Raw genomic sequence first — 19,643 nt, 5'->3', positions numbered from 1 at the left:
AACACAGTGTTCACGACCGCGGGGTTCCGCTAGGGTCGAACGCAAGACCTTGGACGGGGGGCGCCCATGGCCGACAACACCTTCACACCGCCGGGTCCGGCGGATTTCTTCCCGCCGGCGATCTTCGGCGGGGTGACCAAACCGATGGTCCTCGTCGTGCTGTCGGTGGTGATCATCTCGACGTTCTTCCTGATCACGAGCCGCAACCTCAAGCTGGTGCCGAGCAGGTGGCAGTTCGCCGCCGAGTCGGTCTACGACTTCGGCCGCAATTCCATCGCCCGCGAACAGATCGGCGCGAACGATTTCCGCCCGTACGTGCCGTTCATCCTGTCCCTGTTCACCTTCGTGCTGGTGAACAACATCTTCGGCATCGTGCCGCTGGTGCAGTTCCCGACCATGGCGCACATCGGCTTCCCCGCCGCGGTCGCGCTGCTGGTCGTGTTCCCGCTCTACCACTTCGTCGGCATCAGGCGGCACGGCCTGGTCGGCTACCTGCGCAACCAGTTCGTCATCCCGGACGTGCCGAAACCGGTGCTGTGGCTGCTGCTCATCCCCACCGAGGTCGTCCTCAAGTTCTTCTTCGACCCGGTGAACCTGGCGATCCGGGTGTTCGCCGCGATGTTCGCCGGCCACCTGCTGGTCATGGTCTTCGTGCTGGGCGGCGAATTCCTGCTCCTCGAAGCCGCTCCACTGCTGAAACCGCTGGCCGCGGTCAGTTTCGCGCTGGCGATCGGCATCACCATGCTCGAAGCCCTGATCCAGGTCCTGCAGGCGTACATCTTCGCCACGCTGAGCGCCCACTTCATCGGCCGCGCCCTGGCCGCCCACCACTGAACCGGTGTCGCCCTCATCCGGCACGTTGCCGGATGAAGGTTTCCACGCCGTCCGGAATCCGGTCCAGGCGAGCAGGTTGGGTGTTCGGTGTCGAGCCAGGCCATCGCCGCCGGGATGTCGGGCAGCGGGTGGACGCGGGAGGCAGGTGAGGGTGGGTCGAGCTCGATGGGGTGGCGGTGGGGGCCCAGGAGGAGAGCGGTGCCGTACGCGGTGTGGGTGTAGAAGTCGAGTACCTGCCGCAGCGCTGCCGCAAGCGGGACTCACAGCGGGCGGGCCTGCGTGCATACGGCCGGCTACCGCTGGCAGGACGAGGGCGACCTGTCGACCAGCGAGCACGCGTACTCCAACGCGACCTGTCTGTGGCAGAAGATCCTGTGGGCCGACGGTTACCTCACCAACGACGGGATCGACGGCATCTTCGGCGGTGGCACGGCGAGTGCGACCTTGCAGTGGGAGGCAGACCGAGCCCTGCCGCACGACGGGAAGGTCGGTATCAACGCCTTCAAGAAGGCGGATGCCAAACTCAAGTCGGACCAGGAGCGGGCGTGGTATTACGACGGCTCGGAGCACGACGCCGTGATCACCTTCGACGATGACGGTAGGTTCGGGTTCTACGAGGACGGCGTGCATCGGCTCGCGGGCTACAACTACCGCACGTGTAGCTGATCGCTCTCCCGTGGTGGCCCGCCGATCCGTTCGGCGGGCCACCACGGCCGTTTGATCGGCACGGCTAGCGCGGTGTGATGCCGTTCAGGACAGTCCTCACCAGCGCCTCGACGTAGCCCGGCGGCACCTCCACCGGCGTCGACGTGCCCCGGTAGAGCCGGGGGAGTACCAGCTCGTGGCACGCGCCGATGACCTGGCCGCGGCTTCCCGGAGTTCGTCCACCGCGGGCGGTGAGACGTCGCGCAGGGCGAACCGCACCGGTCCCCAGCCCATGATGAAGTCCGTCGCGTCCGCGATGTCACGGCCCCACACCTGGTCCGCGTCCACCGCCTCGGCCTTGACGTCGGTGAAGCCGGCCCCGGTGAGCACGCGGTCGATCACGGCCGGGTCGGACAGCGACAACGGCCCGGAGTCGGAGTACTTCGGCCGGTCGCCCAGGACCGCGAACACGTCACCGAGGTGGCCGAAGTCCCGCATCGACAGGAACGCCAGCCGCCCACCGGGGCGCAGCGCACCGCGGTGCGTGTCGTCAAGCGGTCCGGTGGGCGGGTTATCGTCGCGATCATGACCGTGGTGCGCTCGCTGGTGTTGTTCGCGCTGGCCGCGTTCGCCGAGATCGGCGGCGCGTGGCTGGTCTGGCAGGGCGTGCGCGAGCACCGGGGCCTGCTGTGGATCGGCGCCGGCGTGGTGTCGCTCGGCCTGTACGGGTTCGTGGCGACGTTGCAGCCCGACGCGCACTTCGGCCGCATCCTCGCCGCGTACGGCGGGGTGTTCGTGGCCGGATCGCTCGCCTGGGGCGTGGTCGTGGACAAGTTCCGGCCCGACCGGTGGGACTACGTCGGCGCGGCGATCTGCCTGGTCGGCGTGGCCGTGATCATGTACGCCCCGCGCCCGTGAAGGCGCTCAACCCCGCTCATCGGCACGGCTCGGGTGTCCACCGGGTGGCCGCGCGAACGGCCTCAGGCGTCGAGCGGGGTCACCGGGGTTCGCGGGTTGCCGCGCGGTCGGAGGCGGCCCATCGGTAGCGGCGGGGCGGGTAGGCGGTCGCCGGGGTAGCCCTCGACCCGGCCGAACCGTTCCGCCTCCGCCTGCCACTGGTCGCGGAACCGGACGATCTCGTCGTGGCTGCGGCCGACGAAGTTCCACCACATGACCAGGTCCTCGCCGAGCGGTTCGCCGCCGAGCAGGACCACCCGCGCCGGGGTGTCGGCGACGTTGGCCAGGTGCAGTTCGGCCGCACCCGCGCCGACGTAACCGAGCGTCCCCCGCGCGAGCGGCGTGCCCGCGAGTTCCACCGCGCCGGCGTCCACCAGCACGCCGTGCTCGAACGCCGTGTCGACGTCGAGCACCAGCCGCGCGCCGGGTTCGAGCACGAGTTCCGCGCCCACCAACGGCGTGAACGTGCGCACCGGCGACGTCTCGCCCGCGACCGTGCCGAGGAACACCCGGACCGTCGCACCGGCCAACGCCACCGCACCGGGCACGTAGTGCTGGAAGTCGCGCGGCGCGTCCCGGTGGGCGTCGGGCAGCGCGATCCACAGCTGCACGCCGTGCAGCACGGTCGTGTCCGGGGTCGAGACCTCCGAGTGGCAGATACCGTGCCCGGCGGTCATCAGGTTCAGCTCGCCCGGCCGCACGAGCGCGTGCACGCCCAGGCTGTCGCGGTGCTCGATCTCGCCGCTGAACAGCCACGAAGCCGTCTGGAGCCCGGTGTGCGGGTGCGGCGCGACGTCCATCCCGCCGCTGAGCGAGACGTCGTCGGGCCCGTAGTGGTCGGCGAAGCACCACGCGCCGATCATGGACCGCGACCGCTGCGGCAACGTGCGCCGCACGGACATCGCCCGCGGCCCGCCCAACGGGACGTCGCGCGGGTCCAGCACCTCGACCGCGGCGACACCGGACGCGCTCTCACAGACCAGCTCGGACGGGTCGGTTTCCACGTTGCTCATCGAGACCCCGATCGGACGGCCATCGGACCATCGTAGAGCCCGATGGCCGCCGAATCGCCTAGAGCGAACGCTGGTATTCCTCCCACGTCCGCTTCGGGCTGACCGCCGGCCCGTCGTCGGCGCCGCGGTTGGCGAGCCCGTTGTAGCCCAGGTAGTAGTCGCCCGCCTGGTTGCGGGCGCCGCTGGACAGGTCCGGGTCGGCGAGCGCGATGGCGTGGATGTGGTAGCCCCAGTCGCCCTGCGCCGGCGTGCGGACCCAGGCCGCGAACCCGACCTGCCGCATCACCCTGGCCACGTTCGTGCGGGTGGTCGTCGTCATGCCGGACACGGAGATGTCCAACGCGCCGCCGCCGTCGTGGGTGCCGGCCGATCCGGCCACGCCGCCGGGATTGTAGGAGCCCTGGGTGACGCCCAACGACATGCCCAGCAGCCGTTCCGCCTCGACCAGCATGGCCTTGGTGCGGGTGTTCATGAGCTTGCCGTGGTAGGTGACCTTGCTGCCCGCCGACACCGCGTTGGTGACCGTGTAGGTCGTCTCGCCCAGCAGCCGCAGCGAGGTCGGTCCGGGCATGCCGGACGCGTCGAGCCCGGTGTAACCCAGCGACCGCTGGTACGCCGCGTAGGCGGAGATGGTGCTGGTGCCGAAGTGCCCGTCCACGTAGGTCGAGGACAACAAGCCCTTCGCGACGAGCGCCCGTTCGACGAGCAGGACGCTGGGGCCGCTGCCCGTCGTGATGGCCGTGTCGGCCCGGCGCGGATCGATCTGCGCGGCCTTGAGCACGGCTTCCATGTTGGCCGTCGGCAGCGCCACGGCCTGCGGCGGTGCCGACGGCATGGCGCCGGCGGGGACCGCCAGGCCGATCCACCCGATCACCACAGCGGCCACTGCGGCGCCTCTGATGTTGACCACATCCACCTCCGGTCGACGCTGGACTGGAATCGAAATCAGTCAAGCGCCAACCGACAGCCCTTGGCAATAGTTGACTACGGGAGCGTGCGGTTGGTTAAACACCGACCATGGTCAACGGTTGGACGACGGGAACCGGTTGCCCGGACTGCCCAGCGCGATCAGTTCGGTGTACTGGTCCTGCCACGACCGCTCGGTGGCCAGCAGGTCGGCCAGGCGCTGCACCCACCCCGCGTCGATCGGGGGCGTCGCCGTGGCCAGGTGCTGCCCGGTCTCCTCGCGCGCCTTCAGCCACCCGACCAGAGTGGGCGCGAGCACGGGGCCATCCGCATTTTCCGACATACCGGAACCGTACTTCGTGTGATGAGGTGCTGGTGGAGTACACTTCGCCAGGTTGGGGCACGAGCTGTCGGCACGAGGCCGGCGCGGTCCCCGATCCAGTCCGGCCGTACTTCTGGGGCCGGGGACGGGAGCACCGGCTTGTCGCCGGAAAATCCGTTCACATCTTCTACCCCCTCGGCCCGCGGGCACGCCGAACCGAACGACGACTCCAGCGCGCGGGACGATGTCCGCCGTCGGCGTGGTCCGGTCCCGCAGGCAGGGGAGACGGGGTCCTCATGACGCAGACCAGATCTGGCCGATCACAGGGTGCCGCGGTGGGTTTCGCCGACGCGCGCGCAGCGGCCGACAGGGCCGAGAACGTCCAGCGCAGCCAGGCTGCCCGCACCGTCGCGGACAACTCGGTCGACGCGAACGACTGCCGTGAGCTGCTCCTCATGCTCGGCCTGCCCGACCCGCCGGCGGGCAACGCCCCCGTGCGCACGCAGAACGAGCGGGCGCAGGATCAGCGCGCCCCCGAGCAGCGCGTGCCCGACTACAGCTACCAGGACGCGCCGGACGCGGCCTACCAGGCAGGAGTACGCGAATGACCCAGGGAACCGTCAAGTGGTTCAGCGGCGCCAAGGGCTTCGGCTTCATCACCCCCGAGGGTGGCGGCGCCGATCTCTTCGTGCACTACACGCAGATCAAGGACTACGGCCACAACGGCCTCGCCGACAACCAGGCGGTCCAGTTCGAGATCGGCGAGGGCGCCAAGGGTCCGCAGGCCACTTCGGTCCAGCTGGTCTGACCCGCGTCGGCAGGCGGCCCCCTCGCCGTCGACCACGTCGGGTCTTCGCAGTACCGCGTCTCGACCTCCGACTTGCCTGTGACAGTGCCGTCCGGGCAGTCGGTGGGGTCTACGCGTACCGGTGCAGGGCTCTCTGGAGCGCGCTCCGGGTGTGGTCGGCCGTGTCGTCCTCCCGGTCGTCCAGCCCTCGGTCCGGGCCATCTCGTCGAGCACGCCCAACCCCGTGCTCCTCGTAGAGTCCTATCAGGACTTCGCAGTCGGACCTGGTACGCGGGCGGAAGCGTGCCACCGGGCTCACCCACGTCTCCAACGCGGTGGTGAACCGCGGGTACCGGTGCAGGTGTCGCAATTGGACGATCGTGAAGCCGTGCGCGGACAGTACCCGAGCCGCACCGTCCGGGTCGTCTCGTGGAGCGCGTTCCCGGTCGGTTCGCCGGCGGCCGGTTGCACGACCTCGTGGAAGACGGCGCCGACCATCAGCCTAACTCGATCGGGTGACTTGTCGGTCGGGGTGCATCGACCCCACCGGACTGCGGTAGCCCATTCCGTGGAGTGTCCACGAGGGACACCCGTGGAGGAGGTTCGAGCGCAGATGGGCATTGGCGACAAGTTCGACGAACTGAAGAACAAGGCCAAGGACGCCCTCGGCCAGCACGGCGACAAGGCGGACGAGGGCATCGACCGGGCCGGTCAATTCGCCGACGAACGGACTGGCGGTCAGCACTCCGAGCACATCCAGAAGGGCACGGACAAGGCCAAGGAGGGTCTGGACCGATTCCGCGAGCAGCAGTAGCGCCCGCCGAACCCGGACCAAGGGCCGCCCTCCGGTCGAGGGCGGCCCTTCCTGTCCTACCGCTGTGCGCTTACTGTCGGGCAAGGCGTGACGCGAGCAGCTGCTTGCCCTGCTCGGCGCCCTTGCGGCTCTCACCCTGAGCGCGGCGGAAGAAATCCGCCAGCTCCCCGTCGCCCGCACGCTCGGCGTCGGAGATGTATGTCTCCAGCCGCAACGCGTTGCTCAGGCACGCTTCGACGAACCAGATGATGTTGTAGTCCTTGTCCTGGGTTCCGGTCACCTGACCGGCTTCGGTCGTGGACACGTGACCTCCTCACTAGTCGACAACCCCCGGATACCCGTTTTCGGCATCCTGAACGCCGACCGGTGCCGTGATCCTCAGGCTTCCAGCTCGGCCCAGACGACCTTGCCGTCGGACGTCGGCTCGGCGCCCCACGACCGGCTCAACGCCGCCACGATGATCAGCCCGCGCCCGCGTGCCGAGTCGACCTGCACCGGTCTTGGCTGGGGCAGCGAGGACGAGCGGTCGGACACGTCGATCCGCATTCCGGACGTGGTCCGCGTCACGGTCAACCCCACCGGGCCGGTCGCGTGGTCCACCGCGTTGGACACCAGTTCCGTCACCACCAGGGCGGCATCGTCGGCGACGTCGGCCGACAGCCCCCAGGCTGACGCCGCGTCACCCACCACCCGCCGCGCGCGCGCCGATGAGCCCGCTGAGGCGGGCAGCGTCACGGCCACCGGCGCCGCTGGCTCGTTGCGCACATCCGCTCCCCGTCGATCGGCCGTCACCGCATCGTCGCACATCCTCCGCTCCGATCACCGAGTGGTCGCGCTCACCGGCCGTCTGGCCGCGACCGGCGGCGTGGCGGTGACCAGCGCGTGTGACGCCACCAGCGGCCGTGACGCGACCGGCGGCGGCGTGGCGGGTGAACGGTGGCGACGTGAGACGCACCGGGTGGCCTAGGCTCGGGCACCATGGAGTTGCAGGTGCGCAGTGAGGTGCGGGGCGACTGGACGGTCGTCGCGGTGTCGGGCGAACTCGACGCGGACACCGTCCCCATGCTGTCCGACCGCCTCGAAGAGAGCACGGGCGCCAGGGTGGTCGTGGACCTGAGCGGCGTGCCGTTCATGGACACCACGGGCCTGTCCCTGATGCTCGACTGGCACCGCCGGCTGGATGGCGTGGGAGGCCAGTTCCGGATGGCGTCCCTGCAACCGTCGGTGCACAAGCTGTTCCGGCTGACCGAGTTGACCGAGGTCATGCACATCCACGAATCCGTGGAGTCGGCCACCACGCCTGCGGCGTGATTCCCGAGACCTTCCGGAACTCGCCGATTCCTCGTGACCAGGCATGGTTGGCCGCCCTGCCGGCGGCGATCGAGGAGCGGTTGACGGTCTGGGACCTCCGCCCCGACGGCCCGGTCGCACACGGTTCGCACGCGCTGGCGATCCCCGTGACGCGGGACGGCACGCCCTTGGTGCTGCGGCTGAACGCGCCCAGCGAGGACGTGACCTCGCACGTCGAGGCGCTGCGCTTCTGGCAAGGCCGGGGGACCGTGCTCCTGATCGACGCCGACCCGACCGCCAGCGCGATGCTCCTGGAACGCCTGGACATGCACCGCACCGCGCTCGACCTGCCGTCGGACGAGGCGATGGCGGTGCTCGGCGTGATGGCCCGACGACTGGCCGTGTCCGCACCACCGACCGCCCGATCAACCGCCGACCTGGCCCACGCCCGCGCCTCAACCCTGGAAGCCGCCTGGGCGCGCCAGGGGAGACCGTTCGACGTGGCGTTCCTGCGCGAAGGTGAGAAGGCGGCCGAGACCCTGATCACCACGTCGTCGGACCTGGCGGTGAACGGCGACCTGCACTCGGCCCAGGTCCTGGCGGGCTCGCGCGAACCCTGGCTCACCGTCGACCCGATCCTGCTGCGCGGCGACATCGCCTACGACCTGGCCCGCGTCCTGTGGACCAGACTCGACGAGATGCCCGACGACACCGCCATCACCGGACACCTGGACATCGTCACCGATTCGGCGGACTTACCCCTCGACCACGCCCGGAACTGGGTCGTCTTCCGCGCCGTCGACTACTGGCTCTGGGGCCAGGCCAACGGCCTGACCGAAGACCCCCTCCGCTGCCACCGCCTCATCACCGCCCTGACCTGACCACCCCGCCGACATCGCCGGCGCCCAGGGGGATACCGAGCCGGTGCCGCGTGCCACCGCCCGGTCAGGGCCTTGTCACCCTCATCGATCTGCTCCCGCAACATCAGTTGCCCTCTCAGGACACCGGTGGGTGAATCTGGTGCTCCTTGCCGGTCACGACGTCGATGGCGAACACCCGCTCGACCCTGGGGTTGGTTTGGAGCGTCGGGAAATCGGTCATGTCGACCGGGGTGCCCGGCTCGCGATCAGGGCTTAGCAGGACGTAGACGTCGCCGTTGGCGCTGCGCGCGGGACTGGCGGCCACGGCGGCAGACGGCTCCGCACCGGCCTCGAACCCCGGCCTCGGGCTGTCCTGGTTGTCCAGGTTCGCCATGAATTCGGCCAGGTCCATCAGCGAATGGCGTTGCCCCTGGGTGTCGATGGTGTCGCCCGCCCAGAAGAACGAACCGTCGGCCTTGGTGTCGATGATGTCGCGGATGTTGTCCAACCAGCGCTCACCCTGCTCCTGCGGGATGTCGCGCAAGTCGATGTGGGGCTTCCCGTCCACCGAGGTGACCGGGAATCCGTGCTGGTCCTTTTCGTCCTTGCCGATCGCGTCGCGGAGCCCGTCGGGCTTCGTCGGGTCGTCGCCGGGCTCACGGTGGCGGCCGTCATGCTCGCCGTCCTGCCCGTGGTGTCGGTCGGAGCGGCCCTCGTCCCCCGGCTTGCGGGCGTCGCCGGCCACGTCGTTCGGCGACTGCGAAGGCTTGTTGTCCGGCTCAGAGGCCCCACCGTGCCCTGCGCCGCCCTGCTGGGGGCTGCCGGGAAGATCCGGCATGGACGGCATGGACGGCATGGTGGGCGGGTTGAGCCGTGCTGACAGGCCGGTCGTGTCGGGAGCCGAGGGCAGTTTCGCTTCGCCGCCGGGGCCGCTCGGCAAGGGGAAGTCCGGGATCGACGGCATAGCGGGCATCCTGGGCACGGCCGCGGAGGTGGTGCCACCGGTCGGCTGGGGGATCTCCGGCATCTTGACGGCACCGGCCGAGACGGGCGGCTTGGCTCCGCCGGTCGGGGCGCTCACGTCCGGCGTCCCGAGCTGACCCGGTGCGGACGTCTTCCCGGTGGCGCCCGGCGTGTTCGCTCCACCCGGCACGCCCGTGCCGCTGGTCATGCCGGGGATGTCCGGCATCGAGGGGATCGGCGGCATCGCGGGAGTCGGCGGCATCGCGGGAGTCTGGGGCATGGCCGGAATTGAGGGCATGGCCGCAGCCGGGGCCGTGGGAGCGCTCGACATCTGCGCCGCTGATGCGGTTTTGGTAGCCGCCGAGTCCGTCCCACCGACACCGCCCGCATCGAACGCCGGTATGCGTGCTACGGGATCCGGGATGTTCGGCATCGCCGGCATCGCCGCCGTAGTGGGAGCGGTGGGGGCCGTGGGCATCGTTGCCGTAGCGGGGGCGTTCGGCATCGTCGGGGCGGACGCCGTCGTGGCGGCATCAGGAGCCGGGCCGCCGGTACCGGGGAGCGGTCCGGTCGGCGCGGTAGCGGTGGTGGTCTGCGGGACGGTCTCCTGGCCGGCGTTGATCTGCTCGGCAGGGACGGCCGCCGGTGCCTGGCCGCCGGTGGTCCGGGGCCTCTCCTCCGATGGCGTCGATGGCGCGCCCGGCAGCTTCTCGGAGGTCGTAGTGGGTTCGAGCTTCGAGAACTCCTCGCCGTTGGCGCGGTCTGTGTCGAAGTGGGTCGACGCGGTGGCCTTCAGGCGGTCACCGACCTGGCCCATCGTCGTGGCGGCGCGGTTCGCCTGCTCGATCGACCTGCCGGCGGAACTGTTGAACGCGTCCACGAAGGACACGCCCACGGTGCCCAGCGCGTTGCCCACCAGGGTCTGCCCCGACAACTGCGACACCACCTCCTCGTAGCCGGTGCGCAGGCCGCTCGCATGCTGCTGGAGCGTGTCCATAGCGGACCGCTCCATCGTGAACCCCGAGCCGACGCCGCTGGGCGTCTGTGGACTGGTCGAAGTGGGCGACAGATCGGTGGTGACCACGGGAATGCCTCCGCAGGGTGCAGGGAAGGGAGCCGGTTGAGAGGGGACGCCGGTGCTCGGCCGCCGTCAGCGCCTAATCGGCACCCGGCGCCCTCACGTACGTGGCCTCTGTCGCCTGGCGGGCTTGGACCTGCGGTTCTGTTGCCTTGACGTACGTGGTGGCTTCAGTCGCCTGGCGGGCTTGGACCTGTGGTTCTGTTGCCCTCAGAAGGGGAGCCTCTGTCGTTTGGTTGGTGTGGAGGACGTGCTGTTCCGCTGCCCTCACATGGGTCATCGACTCCGTCGGCGCGAGCGGGGCGGTGGCGTGGACCGCTTGGCTCATGCGCGTGGGCTGGAGTGGCTGCGCTTCCACGGCCATCGCCGTGCGGTACTGCGCGGGTTCGAGCGGGGCCGTGGACCGCCGAGCGGTGGTGACCTCTTCGGCATCCGTGAGCAGGAGGGGTCGTACCATGGTGAGGCCTTCGGTGTCGGACAGAAGGCGTCCGGTGGGCCGCACTGCGGCCTGCGCGGGGGTCGACGAAGTGCGCGCCAGCATCCTGCTCGCCTTTGTCGTCCCCTCGGCGGCGGCGTCGAACCGCTCCCAGCCCTTGGTGACATCGTCGGAGATCTCGTCGAGCTTCTTCAAGCGGTCCGCCTGGCGGGTCAGCGCGGCGGCCAGGCTGTCCATCTTCGCCGCGATGGCGGTGCCCAACTCCACCGCGCTGGACACCACTGAGCCGAGGAACACGGCGATGGACGCGCCGAACGTGAACGGAGCCATGACATACGCCGTGATCGCGCCCGGCACCAGCGAGTCCGAGTACCGCGTGACCAGGTCGACGACCATGTCGCGCAGCGCCTGCACCATCGCGCCGGTCGTGGCGACGACCACGCCCTTCTTGTCCACCACGTTGGCCAGCGAGTCCAACTCCTGGCCGAGGGCGTCCATGCTGCTCTTGAACGCCTCCTGCGAGTTGCCGCTCCACCCCACGGGCTGCGCCAACGTCGTGCGGTGCGTCTCGGTCAACGTCCGCATCCGCTCCGCCGCCGACTTGATCGCGTCGGAAGTGGCCTTGACGCTCCGTGGGTCTCCCTGCAACTGGTCGATCGGCTGCCGCAGGAACGCCACGTAGTCGATCACCCAACCGGCGACACCCTGCAGGCGCTGGAACGGATCGCCTTCAGGCGCCGCACCACCCAAGCCAGACGGCAGGCCCGCGACGGACTCGGGCTCGGCTTCAGCCTCGCGGCCGATCGTCTCGATGCGCTGGGCGAACTCAGGCCTGGCCAGCGCCTTCCTGAGCCTGGGCTGTTCAGCGGTAGCCGATGCCATGAGCCGGACCTTCCTCGGAACACGTGAGCACGTGGTCGAACCGCACCGGATATGGCGCGAACCCGTCGGGGCCCACCGTCGAGGCCCGCATCGAGGAGTCAAGGCACTCCCGCCAACGCCGCACCAACGTCCAGCCAACGATCACCCACAACGGACCCGCCGCCGTCCGCCAACCGCCAACCCACGACGGGGACCACCGCAAGCCGACGAAGCCAGTCAATCCCCGCCAGTCAATCCCCCAAGATCACAACAAACCTCCGGGGGCCGACGAGCCGGACCCAACCCACGGCCGTGCAACACGGCCCTGCAACCACCAGATCACTCCTGCTCGTGCTCAACCCCCAGGTAGAACGCGATCAACCGCAGCAAGTGCTCGGTATCCACCGGCTTCGTCACATAATCCGTAGCCCCGGAAGCCAACGACTTCTCCCGGTCCCCCTTCATCGCCTTAGCCGTCACCGCGATCACCGGCAGATCGGCATACCGCGCCATTGCCCGAATAGCAGCCATGGTCGCGTTCCCGTCCAACTCCGGCATCATGATGTCCATCAACACCAACGTGACGTCGTCGTACTGCTCCAACGCCCGCACCCCGGTGATCCCGTTGTCCGCGTAGATCACCTGCAACCCGTGCAGCTCCAACACCGACGTCAACGCAAAAACATTCCGCAAATCGTCATCGACGATCAGCACCTTCTCACCGTGGAACCGCATCGGCGCCGGCGGCAGCTCCGACGGCGCGATCAACGACTGCGGCACCGAATCAGCGGGCGTCAGCAGCTCAGGCAAGGCCTCCGGCTCCGCCACGACCGGCGGCACCAGACCCTGCTCGCCCAACGGCAGGTACAACGTGAACGTCGACCCGACCCCCGGCTCGGACCGCACATCCAGCCGCCCGTCCAGCAACGTCGCCAACTCCCGGCTGATCGACAGGCCCAACCCCGTCCCGCCGTACTTGCGCGACGTCGTGCCGTCCGCCTGCTGGAACGCCTCGAAGATCACCGACAGCTTGTCCGCCGGGATACCGATACCGGTGTCCTGCACGTCGAACGCCACCGAGCCGCCCTCGACCACCCTGATCCGCAGCTTGATCTCACCTTCGTGGGTGAACTTCACCGCGTTCGACAACAAGTTCCGCAAGATCTGCTGCAACCGGTGCTCGTCGGTGTGCAGGGTGGGCGGGACATCGGGTTCCACGACGACCTCGAAGTCCAGCCCCTTCTCCGCCGCCAACGGCATGGTCAACGTCTCGACGTAGGTCACCACGTCCGACACCCGCACCGGGTCGGTCAGCACCTGCATGTGCCCGGCCTCGACCTTCGTCAGGTCGAGGATGTCGTCGATCAGCTGCAACAAGTCCGTACCCGACGAGTGGATGGTCCGGGCGAACTCCACCTGCTTCGGGTTCAGGTTGCCGTCCAGGTTGTCCGCCAACAACTTCGCCAGGATCAGCAGGCTGTTCAACGGCGTGCGCAGCTCGTGCGACATGTTCGCCATGAACTCCGACTTGTACTTCGACGCCGACGACAGCTGCCGCGCCCGCGCCTCCAGCTCCACCGAACCGGCCCGCAGCTCCTCGGTCAGCCGCTGCGACTCCACCAGCAGGCTGTCCGTCCGCGCGTTGGCCAGCATGGTGTTCAGGTTGACGCCGATGTTCTCCTTGAGCTGGTCCAACAGGTCCAGGTGGACCTCGGTGAACTCGCCGAACGACCCCAGCTCGATCACGCCCAGCGTCTCGCCCTGGAACACGATCGGCAGGATCACCAGGTTGGCGGGCGGCGCGGAACCGAGCCCGGAACCGATCTCGATGTACCCCGGCGGCACGTCGGTGACCAGCACCGTCTTCTTCTCCACCGCGACCTGCCCGACCAGCGACTCACCCCGCATGAACCGCTTGGGACGCCCGCCTCGCGGCCGGTACCCGTAGGAGGCGGTCAGATCCAGGGCACTGGACTCGGGGTTCACCAGGAAGAACGCCCCGTGCTGCGCCGACACCAGCGGTGTCAGCTCGCTGATCACCAGCGACGCCATGGCGTTGAGGTCCCGGTGGCCCTGCATCTGACCGGACAGCCGGGCCAGGTTCGTCTTCAACCAGTCCTGCTCCTGGTTGGCGCGGGTGGACGCCCTCAGGTTGCCGATCATCCGGTTGATGTTGTCCTTGAGCTCGGCTACCTCTCCGGACGCCTCCACGGTGATCTGCCGGGTCAGGTCGCCCGCCGTCACGGCCGTGGCCACCACGGCGATCGCACGCACCTGCCGGGTGAGGTTCCCGGCCAGCTCGTTCACGTTCTCGGTCAGCCGCTTCCAGGTGCCCGAGACACCCTCCACCTCGGCCTGACCGCCCAGCTTGCCCTCGGTGCCGACTTCCCGTGCCACACGCGTGACCTCGTCGGCGAACGACGACAGCTGGTCGACCATCGTGTTGATGGTGGTCTTCAGCTCCAGGATCTCGCCGCGCGCGTCGACGTCGATCTTCTTCGACAGGTCGCCGAGCGCCACCGCCGTGGTCACCTGGGCGATGTTGCGGACCTGCGAAGTCAGGTTGTTCGCCATGAAGTTGACGTTCTCGGTGAGGTCCTTCCAGGTGCCCGCCACGTTCGGCACGCGGGCCTGACCACCGAGGATGCCCTCGGTGCCGACCTCGCGGGACACGCGGGTGACCTCGTCGGCGAACGCGCGCAGCGTGTCCACCATGCCGTTGATGGTGTCCGCGAGCGCCGCGACCTCGCCCTTCGCCTCGACCGCGATCTTCTTGGACAAGTCACCACCGGCCACCGCCGTGGCCACCGCCGCGATCGACCGCACCTGCGTGGACAGGTTGTCGGCCATGACGTTGACGTTGTCCGTCAGGTCCTTCCACGTCCCCGCCACGCCCGGCACCCGAGCCTGACCACCCAGCCGTCCATCGGTGCCGACCTCACGCGCGACACGCGTGACCTCGTCGGCGAACGACGACAGCTGATCCACCATCGTGTTGATGGTCGACTTCAATTCCAGAATCTCACCGCGCGCATCGACCGTGATCTTCTGGGACAGGTCGCCACCCGCGACCGCCGTCGTGACCTGCGCGATCGACCGCACCTGCGCGGTGAGGTTGTTGGCCATGAAGTTGACCGAGTCGGTCAGGTCGCGCCAGGTACCGGCCACGCCCGGCACCTGGGCCTGACCGCCCAGCCGTCCGTCGGTGCCGACCTCACGTGCGACACGCGTGACCTCGTCGGCGAACGACGACAGCTGGTCGACCATCGTGTTGATGGTGTCCTTCAACTCCAGGATCTCGCCACGCGCGTTGACCGTGATCTTCTGCGACAGGTCGCCCCGCGCCACCGCCGTCGCGACCTGCGCGATGTTGCGGACCTGCGAAGTCAGGTTGCCCGCCATGAAGTTGACCGAGTCGGTCAGGTCGCGCCAGGTACCCGCCACCCCCGGCACCTGGGCCTGACCACCCAACCGCCCATCGCTGCCGACCTCCCGAGCCACCCGCGTGACCTCGGCCGCGAACGACGACAGCTGGTCCACCATCGTGTTGATCGTGGTCTTGAGCTGCAAGATCTCGCCGCGCGCGTCGACGTCGATCTTCTGCGACAGGTCGCCCTGTGCCACCGCCGTCGTAACCTGCGCGATGTTGCGGACCTGCGAAGTCAGGTTGCCCGCCATGAAGTTGACCGAGTCGGTCAGGTCGCGCCAGGTACCCGCCACCCCCGGCACCTGGGCCTGGCCACCCAGTCGCCCGTCGGTACCGACCTCACGTGCGACACGCGTGACCTCGTCGGCGAACGACGACAGCTGATCCACCATCGTGTTGATGGTCGACTTCAATTCCAGGATCTCGCCGCGCGCGTCCACGGTGATCTTCTGCGACAGGTCGCCCTGTGCCACCGCCGTCGCGACCTGCGCGATGTTGCGGACCTGCGAAGTCAGGTTGTTCGCCATGAAGTTCACGTTGTCGGTCAGGTCGCGCCAAGTACCGGCCACGCCCGGCACCTGGGCCTGACCGCCCAGTCGCCCGTCGGTACCGACCTCACGCGCGACACGCGTGACCTCGTCGGCGAACGACGACAGCTGGTCGACCATCGTGTTGACGGTGTCCTTCAGCTCCAGCATCTCGCCCGCCACCGTCACGGTGATCTTCTGCGACAGGTCGCCCTGTGCCACCGCCGTCGCCACCTGGGCGATGTCGCGGACCTGCTGGGTCAGGTTGTCGGACATGAAGTTCACCGAATCGGTGAGGTCCTTCCAGGTGCCCGCCACCCCCGGCACGACCGCCGTGCCGCCCAGCCGGCCGTCCGTACCGATCTCGCGCGCCACCCGGGTGACCTCGCCCGCGAACGTCCGCAGCGTCGCCGTCATCGAGTTGAAGCTCTCCACCAGCGCGGCCACCTCGCCACGGGCGTCCACCACGATCTCCTGCGACAAGTCGCCCTCGGCCACCGCGGCGAGCACGCGGCTCAGCTCGGCGGTGGGCCTGGTCAGGTCGTCGATCAGGCCGTTGACCGAGTTCGCGGCCAGCTGCCAGCCGCCGGTGCCGGTGCTGGGCGGCAGCCGTTCGCCCAGCCTGCCCTCCTGACCGACCGACTGGTGCACCCGCGCGAGTTCGCCGACCAACCACTGGTTGCGCTCGGCGATCTCGTTGAACACCTCGGCCAGTTCGGCCGTCACCCCGTCACGGGGCACGACGAGGCGACGGCGGAAGTTGCCGTCCTTCATCTCCCGCATGGCGGTCAGCAGTCGGGCCAGGGTCACGTCCGTGTCGTCCTGGGCGGTCGTCACACGAGCCTCCGATGTCAGCGCAACTGAGCCAAGCCTGCCACTGTTGGAGGCAACTTGTCCGATAGGTTGGGTCGACCCGACACACAGGAGCCGTGATGGCCCAAGGCTACCGGCAAGGCGCCGACACGGGCCTCGACCTCGACGCGTGGCGTCGCGTGGTCGACGGCTTCCGTGAAGCCGTGGTCGTGCTCGACCCGGATGGCGTCGTCCGGCTGGTCAACCCCCTCGCGGCCGTGCTGTTCCCCGAGGCGCGGCCGGGTTCGCCGCTGCCCCCGGTGGACCAGGGACGACAGCAGGACCTGGGCGGCGGGTGGGTGGCCTGGTACCGGGGTGTCGAGGACTACCTGGAAGAGGTCGTCCGGCGGTTGACCCCGCTCACGGACCGTGCGGAATTGTTGCGCTGCGTAGTCGAGCTGGCACCCGCTAAGCACACCGTGGTGGTGATGCCGGGGCTGCGCGGACGTCTGGAGTGGTGGCGCCGCACGCCCGCCGGTGACGTCGCCGTCGCCCGCACCACCCCGCAGGTCGCGGACACCGCACCCGGCTTCACCGCCGTCCTGGACCGGCTGGTCGAGCACGCCGAACTCACCGATCTGGGTGAGGGGCCGTGGGGCACGTCCGGGGCCGGCGTGGCCGTGCCGCTGACCGAGGGCGGCGCGCTGGTGTGCTTCGGCGGGGCCTGGAACGTGGACCTGCTGAAACGTTTCGCGATCCGCGCGGCGGCTGCCGTGGAGGCCGGCACGCGGCTCAGCGAGCAGCAACAGACCGTGGACGCGCTGCGGGCGAACCTGCTGCCCGCCACGCTGCCGAACGTGCCCGGCGTCCGGCTGGCGCGCGTGTACGAGCCCGCGCACCGGCGCGTGCTGATCGGCGGCGACTTCTACGACGTCCACCCGCGTGAGGACGGCAGCGCGGCGTTCGTGCTCGGTGACGTGGCGGGCAACGGGCTGGAGGCGGCCGTGCACAGCGGCCGGGTGCGCCAGAGCCTGCACACCCTGCTGGTGGTCGAGCAGCGGCCCGCGCAGCTGTTGCACCTGCTCAACGCCGCTTTGCGGGCGGCCGGCAGCCGCCTGTTCACCACCCTGGTCGTCGGCACGATGATGCCCGTCCAGTCCGGCGGCCTGCGCCTCACCTTGGCCGCCGGCGGCCACCCCGCGCCGCTCGTGCTGCGCGGTGACGGGCGGGTGGACGAGGTGGCGGTGCACGGCGGGATCGTCGGCGTGCTGGCGGAGGTGCGGTTCCACCAGACGACGGTGACCCTCGCGCCGGGGGAGACGCTGCTGCTCTACAGCGACGGGTTGACCGAGGCGCGCAAGCACGGTGACCGGCAGGAACTGTTCGGGGACGTGCGGCTGAAGGCGGCGTTGGCGAGGTGCGCCGGGCTGTCCGCCGACGCGGTGGCCGAGCACCTGCGGCACGTCGTGTTCGACTGGCTGGGCACGACGGAGCACGACGACCTGACCCTCTTGGTGCTGCAGGCGGAGAGTTAACGGCTGTCCACCAGCTTCAGCGACCCCGACCCCGGCGCCGCCGACGTCAACGCGGCGCTGTTCAGCGCGGGCGACCTCACCGTCGCCGGTGGCGGGGCGCTGACCGTGCAGGGCAACGGCAACGACGCCATCGCGAGCAAGGACGGTCTGGTCGTGCAGTCCGGCACGATCACCGTGGACGCGGCGGACGACGCCGTGCACAGCGACGGCACGGTCCACGTCGACGGCGCCACCGTCAACGCCGCAGCCGCCGTAGCCCGCCATCATCCACTATGGACTGTCAAGGTGTCGGGGCACCGGTCGGGCCGACCGGAGTGCGGCTGAGTTGTTGCTTTCGGTCTTGTCGCCGCCGCCATTTGCCGGCGCTGCCGGTCTGGGCAAGCTCAGCGGCTCACGGCGATCTCCCGCTCCACGCCCGACAGCTTCTCGGGATTGCGCACGTGGTAGGCGCCGGTGACGTAGCCGTTCTCGACCCGCACCGCCGGCACGCCGTCGATCTCCCCGTCGACGCGGATGAGCAGCCCCGGGCCACCGTTGATCTGCACCGGCTCGACCGACCTCTCCACATCGCGCTTCCGCCAGCCGACGGCCAGCAGGCGAGCCACCTTGTCCGCGCCCACGATGGGCCGCAGCAGGGCATGTTTGACTCCTCCGCCGTCGCTGAGGGCGACGACGTCCGGCGCGAGGATGTCGAGCAGGCCCTGCAGGTCGCCGGTTTCGACCGCTGATCGGAAGGCGTGGAGTGCGGCCCGGTGCTCCCTCTGAGCCAAACGCACGGTCCGGTCTCCTTGGGCGCGCGCCGAGAACTCACAGTTGATCAACGGCTTGAGCAGTCGCCGGATACGGGCAGATCACCCGAACAGAGATCAGCTGCCCGCTAAGATCGGGTGACGTGGAACCACCCATCGACGCCGTGGCCGAGGCGCATCGGCGTCTGCTCCAGGTGATCGCCGATCTGACCGACGCCCAGGTCGCGGAACCGTCCCTGCTGCCCGGTTGGACGCGGGGTCACGTGCTCGCCCACCTCGCGGATGCCGCTCGGGCCCGCAGCCGGGTTGTCGAGCACGCGTTGCGCGGTGAACAGGTCGCGATGTGGGAGCCGGGCGAACGGGACGCGATCATCGAGGCCACGGCGTCCCGCACCGCCGCTGAACACCGTGCCGCCACCGCCGAGCACTCCGACCGCCTGGACCGGGCGTGGGCGAGTGTCGGGGACTGGTCGGTGCCGGTCGATCCCGCTGTGGCCGACCCCGTCCCGCCCGTGTTCACCCGGTGGCGTGAGGTGTGGATTCACCTGGTCGATCTGGATCTGGGCGTCCGGCCGGCGGAGTGGAGTGCGGACTTCTCCTGCCACACCATCGACATCCTGCGGCCACGGCTGCCGGACGGCGTGTCGCTGCGGGCGACCGACGTGCCACGGACGTGGGGGACGGGTGCGGAGGTGAGCGGCGGGGTTCGTGATCTGGCTGCCTGGCTCGCCGGTCGCGTTCCCGACGAGTCGCCCACCTCGGCCGGGCCGCTGCCCGCGCTCGGCCCCTGGCCTTCGTACCCGGCGCGTCGGTAGGCGGTCCTCCGGCCGACCGCGCGGTGTTCAGC

General features: G+C 69.6%; 23 protein-coding genes. 12 read left to right on the top strand and 11 right to left on the bottom strand.

Going from position 1 to position 19,643, the window contains the following annotated elements:
• The first annotated feature begins 66 nt into the window (after positions 1 to 66).
• Positions 67 to 834 (top strand): F0F1 ATP synthase subunit A, encoded by a 768-nt coding sequence (gene atpB, locus ALI22I_RS44095; RefSeq protein ID WP_077011522.1) that lies wholly within the window; start codon positions 67 to 69, stop codon positions 832 to 834.
• Positions 835 to 1,113: 279 nt separating this feature from the next.
• Positions 1,114 to 1,500 carry a hypothetical protein gene (locus ALI22I_RS44090; RefSeq protein ID WP_083752463.1) on the top strand — a complete coding sequence of 129 codons (387 nt, stop codon included), beginning with the start codon at positions 1,114 to 1,116 and terminating at the stop codon, positions 1,498 to 1,500.
• Between the two features lie 96 nt (positions 1,501 to 1,596).
• Here the strand turns inward: ALI22I_RS44090 and ALI22I_RS44085 are convergent, their stop codons facing one another.
• Positions 1,597 to 1,977 carry a hypothetical protein gene (locus ALI22I_RS44085; protein ID WP_077011521.1) on the bottom strand — a complete coding sequence of 127 codons (381 nt, stop codon included), beginning with the start codon at positions 1,975 to 1,977 and terminating at the stop codon, positions 1,597 to 1,599.
• 87 nt (positions 1,978 to 2,064) lie between these two features.
• Here ALI22I_RS44085 and ALI22I_RS44080 point away from each other — a divergent pair, with 87 nt between their 5' ends.
• On the top strand, positions 2,065 to 2,397 hold the full coding sequence (locus tag ALI22I_RS44080) for a YnfA family protein (protein WP_077012055.1): 333 nt from the start codon (positions 2,065 to 2,067) through the stop codon (positions 2,395 to 2,397).
• A 62-nt stretch (positions 2,398 to 2,459) separates the two neighbouring features.
• On the opposite strand, the gene ALI22I_RS44075 is transcribed toward ALI22I_RS44080, so the two are convergent.
• The 3 genes from ALI22I_RS44075 to ALI22I_RS44065 form a co-directional block, all read right to left on the bottom strand.
• Positions 2,460 to 3,449, bottom strand: coding sequence for a pirin family protein (locus ALI22I_RS44075; protein WP_077011520.1), 990 nt, complete (start codon positions 3,447 to 3,449; stop codon positions 2,460 to 2,462).
• Between the two features lie 58 nt (positions 3,450 to 3,507).
• Positions 3,508 to 4,284: a peptidoglycan-binding domain-containing protein gene (locus ALI22I_RS44070; protein WP_238598938.1), complete on the bottom strand. Its 777-nt coding sequence runs from the start codon at positions 4,282 to 4,284 to the stop codon at positions 3,508 to 3,510.
• A gap of 186 nt (positions 4,285 to 4,470) precedes the next feature.
• Positions 4,471 to 4,698 carry a hypothetical protein gene (locus tag ALI22I_RS44065; RefSeq protein ID WP_143532758.1) on the bottom strand — a complete coding sequence of 76 codons (228 nt, stop codon included), beginning with the start codon at positions 4,696 to 4,698 and terminating at the stop codon, positions 4,471 to 4,473.
• Between the two features lie 314 nt (positions 4,699 to 5,012).
• Here ALI22I_RS44065 and ALI22I_RS44060 point away from each other — a divergent pair, with 314 nt between their 5' ends.
• Entirely contained in the window at positions 5,013 to 5,285 is a 273-nt protein-coding gene (locus tag ALI22I_RS44060) for a hypothetical protein (protein WP_077011518.1), read from the top strand.
• A complete protein-coding gene (locus ALI22I_RS44055) occupies positions 5,282 to 5,485 on the top strand; it encodes a cold-shock protein (RefSeq protein WP_077011517.1) in 204 nt (67 codons plus the stop codon). Before ALI22I_RS44060 ends, ALI22I_RS44055 begins: the two co-directional genes overlap by 4 nt.
• 109 nt (positions 5,486 to 5,594) lie before the next feature.
• On the opposite strand, the gene ALI22I_RS44050 is transcribed toward ALI22I_RS44055, so the two are convergent.
• Positions 5,595 to 5,834, bottom strand: coding sequence for a hypothetical protein (locus ALI22I_RS44050; RefSeq protein ID WP_077011516.1), 240 nt, complete (start codon positions 5,832 to 5,834; stop codon positions 5,595 to 5,597).
• 243 nt (positions 5,835 to 6,077) lie between these two features.
• Here ALI22I_RS44050 and ALI22I_RS44045 point away from each other — a divergent pair, with 243 nt between their 5' ends.
• Positions 6,078 to 6,278: an antitoxin gene (locus ALI22I_RS44045; protein ID WP_077011515.1), complete on the top strand. Its 201-nt coding sequence runs from the start codon at positions 6,078 to 6,080 to the stop codon at positions 6,276 to 6,278.
• Positions 6,279 to 6,348: 70 nt separating this feature from the next.
• On the opposite strand, the gene ALI22I_RS44040 is transcribed toward ALI22I_RS44045, so the two are convergent.
• On the bottom strand, positions 6,349 to 6,582 hold the full coding sequence (locus ALI22I_RS44040; RefSeq protein ID WP_077011514.1) for a hypothetical protein: 234 nt from the start codon (positions 6,580 to 6,582) through the stop codon (positions 6,349 to 6,351).
• Positions 6,583 to 6,656: 74 nt separating this feature from the next.
• The gene (locus tag ALI22I_RS44035; protein WP_077011513.1) at positions 6,657 to 7,043 is read right to left on the bottom strand and encodes an ATP-binding protein; all 387 of its coding nucleotides are present in this window, start codon (positions 7,041 to 7,043) and stop codon (positions 6,657 to 6,659) included.
• A gap of 61 nt (positions 7,044 to 7,104) precedes the next feature.
• On the opposite strand from ALI22I_RS44035, the gene ALI22I_RS51670 reads away from it, so the two are divergent.
• The 3 genes from ALI22I_RS51670 to ALI22I_RS44025 are packed head-to-tail and all read left to right on the top strand — an operon-like array spanning position 7,105 to position 8,449.
• On the top strand, positions 7,105 to 7,245 hold the full coding sequence (locus ALI22I_RS51670) for a hypothetical protein (protein WP_179118553.1): 141 nt from the start codon (positions 7,105 to 7,107) through the stop codon (positions 7,243 to 7,245).
• An 11-nt stretch (positions 7,246 to 7,256) separates the two neighbouring features.
• Positions 7,257 to 7,589: an STAS domain-containing protein gene (locus ALI22I_RS44030; RefSeq protein ID WP_077011512.1), complete on the top strand. Its 333-nt coding sequence runs from the start codon at positions 7,257 to 7,259 to the stop codon at positions 7,587 to 7,589.
• Complete coding sequence (locus ALI22I_RS44025) at positions 7,586 to 8,449, top strand: aminoglycoside phosphotransferase family protein (RefSeq protein ID WP_077011511.1); 864 nt, start codon at positions 7,586 to 7,588, stop codon at positions 8,447 to 8,449. The genes ALI22I_RS44030 and ALI22I_RS44025 overlap by 4 nt, the downstream gene beginning before the upstream one ends.
• 115 nt (positions 8,450 to 8,564) lie before the next feature.
• Here ALI22I_RS44025 and ALI22I_RS44020 read toward each other — a convergent pair whose 3' ends face one another.
• From ALI22I_RS44020 to ALI22I_RS44010, 3 genes are all read right to left on the bottom strand, one after another.
• Complete coding sequence (locus tag ALI22I_RS44020; RefSeq protein WP_077011510.1) at positions 8,565 to 10,475, bottom strand: hypothetical protein; 1,911 nt, start codon at positions 10,473 to 10,475, stop codon at positions 8,565 to 8,567.
• A gap of 73 nt (positions 10,476 to 10,548) precedes the next feature.
• Complete coding sequence (locus ALI22I_RS44015; RefSeq protein ID WP_077011509.1) at positions 10,549 to 11,787, bottom strand: WXG100 family type VII secretion target; 1,239 nt, start codon at positions 11,785 to 11,787, stop codon at positions 10,549 to 10,551.
• A gap of 318 nt (positions 11,788 to 12,105) precedes the next feature.
• Positions 12,106 to 16,557, bottom strand: coding sequence for a HAMP domain-containing protein (locus ALI22I_RS44010; protein ID WP_143532757.1), 4,452 nt, complete (start codon positions 16,555 to 16,557; stop codon positions 12,106 to 12,108).
• A 95-nt stretch (positions 16,558 to 16,652) separates the two neighbouring features.
• Between ALI22I_RS44010 and ALI22I_RS44005 the strand changes: the two genes are divergently transcribed.
• Positions 16,653 to 18,047, top strand: coding sequence for a PP2C family protein-serine/threonine phosphatase (locus tag ALI22I_RS44005; protein WP_077011508.1), 1,395 nt, complete (start codon positions 16,653 to 16,655; stop codon positions 18,045 to 18,047).
• Positions 18,048 to 18,050: 3 nt separating this feature from the next.
• Positions 18,051 to 18,371 (top strand): carbohydrate-binding domain-containing protein, encoded by a 321-nt coding sequence (locus ALI22I_RS52650; RefSeq protein ID WP_083752461.1) that lies wholly within the window; start codon positions 18,051 to 18,053, stop codon positions 18,369 to 18,371.
• Positions 18,372 to 18,430: 59 nt separating this feature from the next.
• Here ALI22I_RS52650 and ALI22I_RS43995 read toward each other — a convergent pair whose 3' ends face one another.
• Positions 18,431 to 18,823 carry a hypothetical protein gene (locus tag ALI22I_RS43995; protein ID WP_238598876.1) on the bottom strand — a complete coding sequence of 131 codons (393 nt, stop codon included), beginning with the start codon at positions 18,821 to 18,823 and terminating at the stop codon, positions 18,431 to 18,433.
• Positions 18,824 to 18,939: 116 nt separating this feature from the next.
• Between ALI22I_RS43995 and ALI22I_RS43990 the strand changes: the two genes are divergently transcribed.
• The gene (locus ALI22I_RS43990; RefSeq protein ID WP_077011507.1) at positions 18,940 to 19,611 is read left to right on the top strand and encodes a maleylpyruvate isomerase family mycothiol-dependent enzyme; all 672 of its coding nucleotides are present in this window, start codon (positions 18,940 to 18,942) and stop codon (positions 19,609 to 19,611) included.
• The last annotated feature ends 32 nt before the right edge of the window (positions 19,612 to 19,643 follow it).

The organism is Saccharothrix sp. ALI-22-I (genome assembly GCF_001984175.1).
GTDB lineage: Bacteria > Actinomycetota > Actinomycetes > Mycobacteriales > Pseudonocardiaceae > Actinosynnema.
The sequence above is the reverse complement of the archived record's forward strand: the minus strand, read 5'-3'. Positions and strand labels throughout refer to the sequence as shown.

What these genes read in the sequence shown, in the direction of transcription:
- atpB (WP_077011522.1), top strand. Translation starts at nt 67, where the DNA reads ATGGCCGACAACACCTTCACACCGCCGGGTCCGGCGGATTTCTTCCCG.
- ALI22I_RS44085 (WP_077011521.1), bottom strand. Translation starts at nt 1,977, where the DNA reads ATGCGGGACTTCGGCCACCTCGGTGACGTGTTCGCGGTCCTGGGCGAC.
- ALI22I_RS44080 (WP_077012055.1), top strand. Translation starts at nt 2,065, where the DNA reads ATGACCGTGGTGCGCTCGCTGGTGTTGTTCGCGCTGGCCGCGTTCGCC.
- ALI22I_RS44075 (WP_077011520.1), bottom strand. Translation starts at nt 3,449, where the DNA reads ATGAGCAACGTGGAAACCGACCCGTCCGAGCTGGTCTGTGAGAGCGCG.
- ALI22I_RS44070 (WP_238598938.1), bottom strand. Translation starts at nt 4,284, where the DNA reads ATGCCGTCGGCACCGCCGCAGGCCGTGGCGCTGCCGACGGCCAACATG.
- ALI22I_RS44065 (WP_143532758.1), bottom strand. Translation starts at nt 4,698, where the DNA reads ATGTCGGAAAATGCGGATGGCCCCGTGCTCGCGCCCACTCTGGTCGGG.
- ALI22I_RS44055 (WP_077011517.1), top strand. Translation starts at nt 5,282, where the DNA reads ATGACCCAGGGAACCGTCAAGTGGTTCAGCGGCGCCAAGGGCTTCGGC.
- ALI22I_RS44045 (WP_077011515.1), top strand. Translation starts at nt 6,078, where the DNA reads ATGGGCATTGGCGACAAGTTCGACGAACTGAAGAACAAGGCCAAGGAC.
- ALI22I_RS44030 (WP_077011512.1), top strand. Translation starts at nt 7,257, where the DNA reads ATGGAGTTGCAGGTGCGCAGTGAGGTGCGGGGCGACTGGACGGTCGTC.
- ALI22I_RS44015 (WP_077011509.1), bottom strand. Translation starts at nt 11,787, where the DNA reads ATGGCATCGGCTACCGCTGAACAGCCCAGGCTCAGGAAGGCGCTGGCC.
- ALI22I_RS44005 (WP_077011508.1), top strand. Translation starts at nt 16,653, where the DNA reads ATGGCCCAAGGCTACCGGCAAGGCGCCGACACGGGCCTCGACCTCGAC.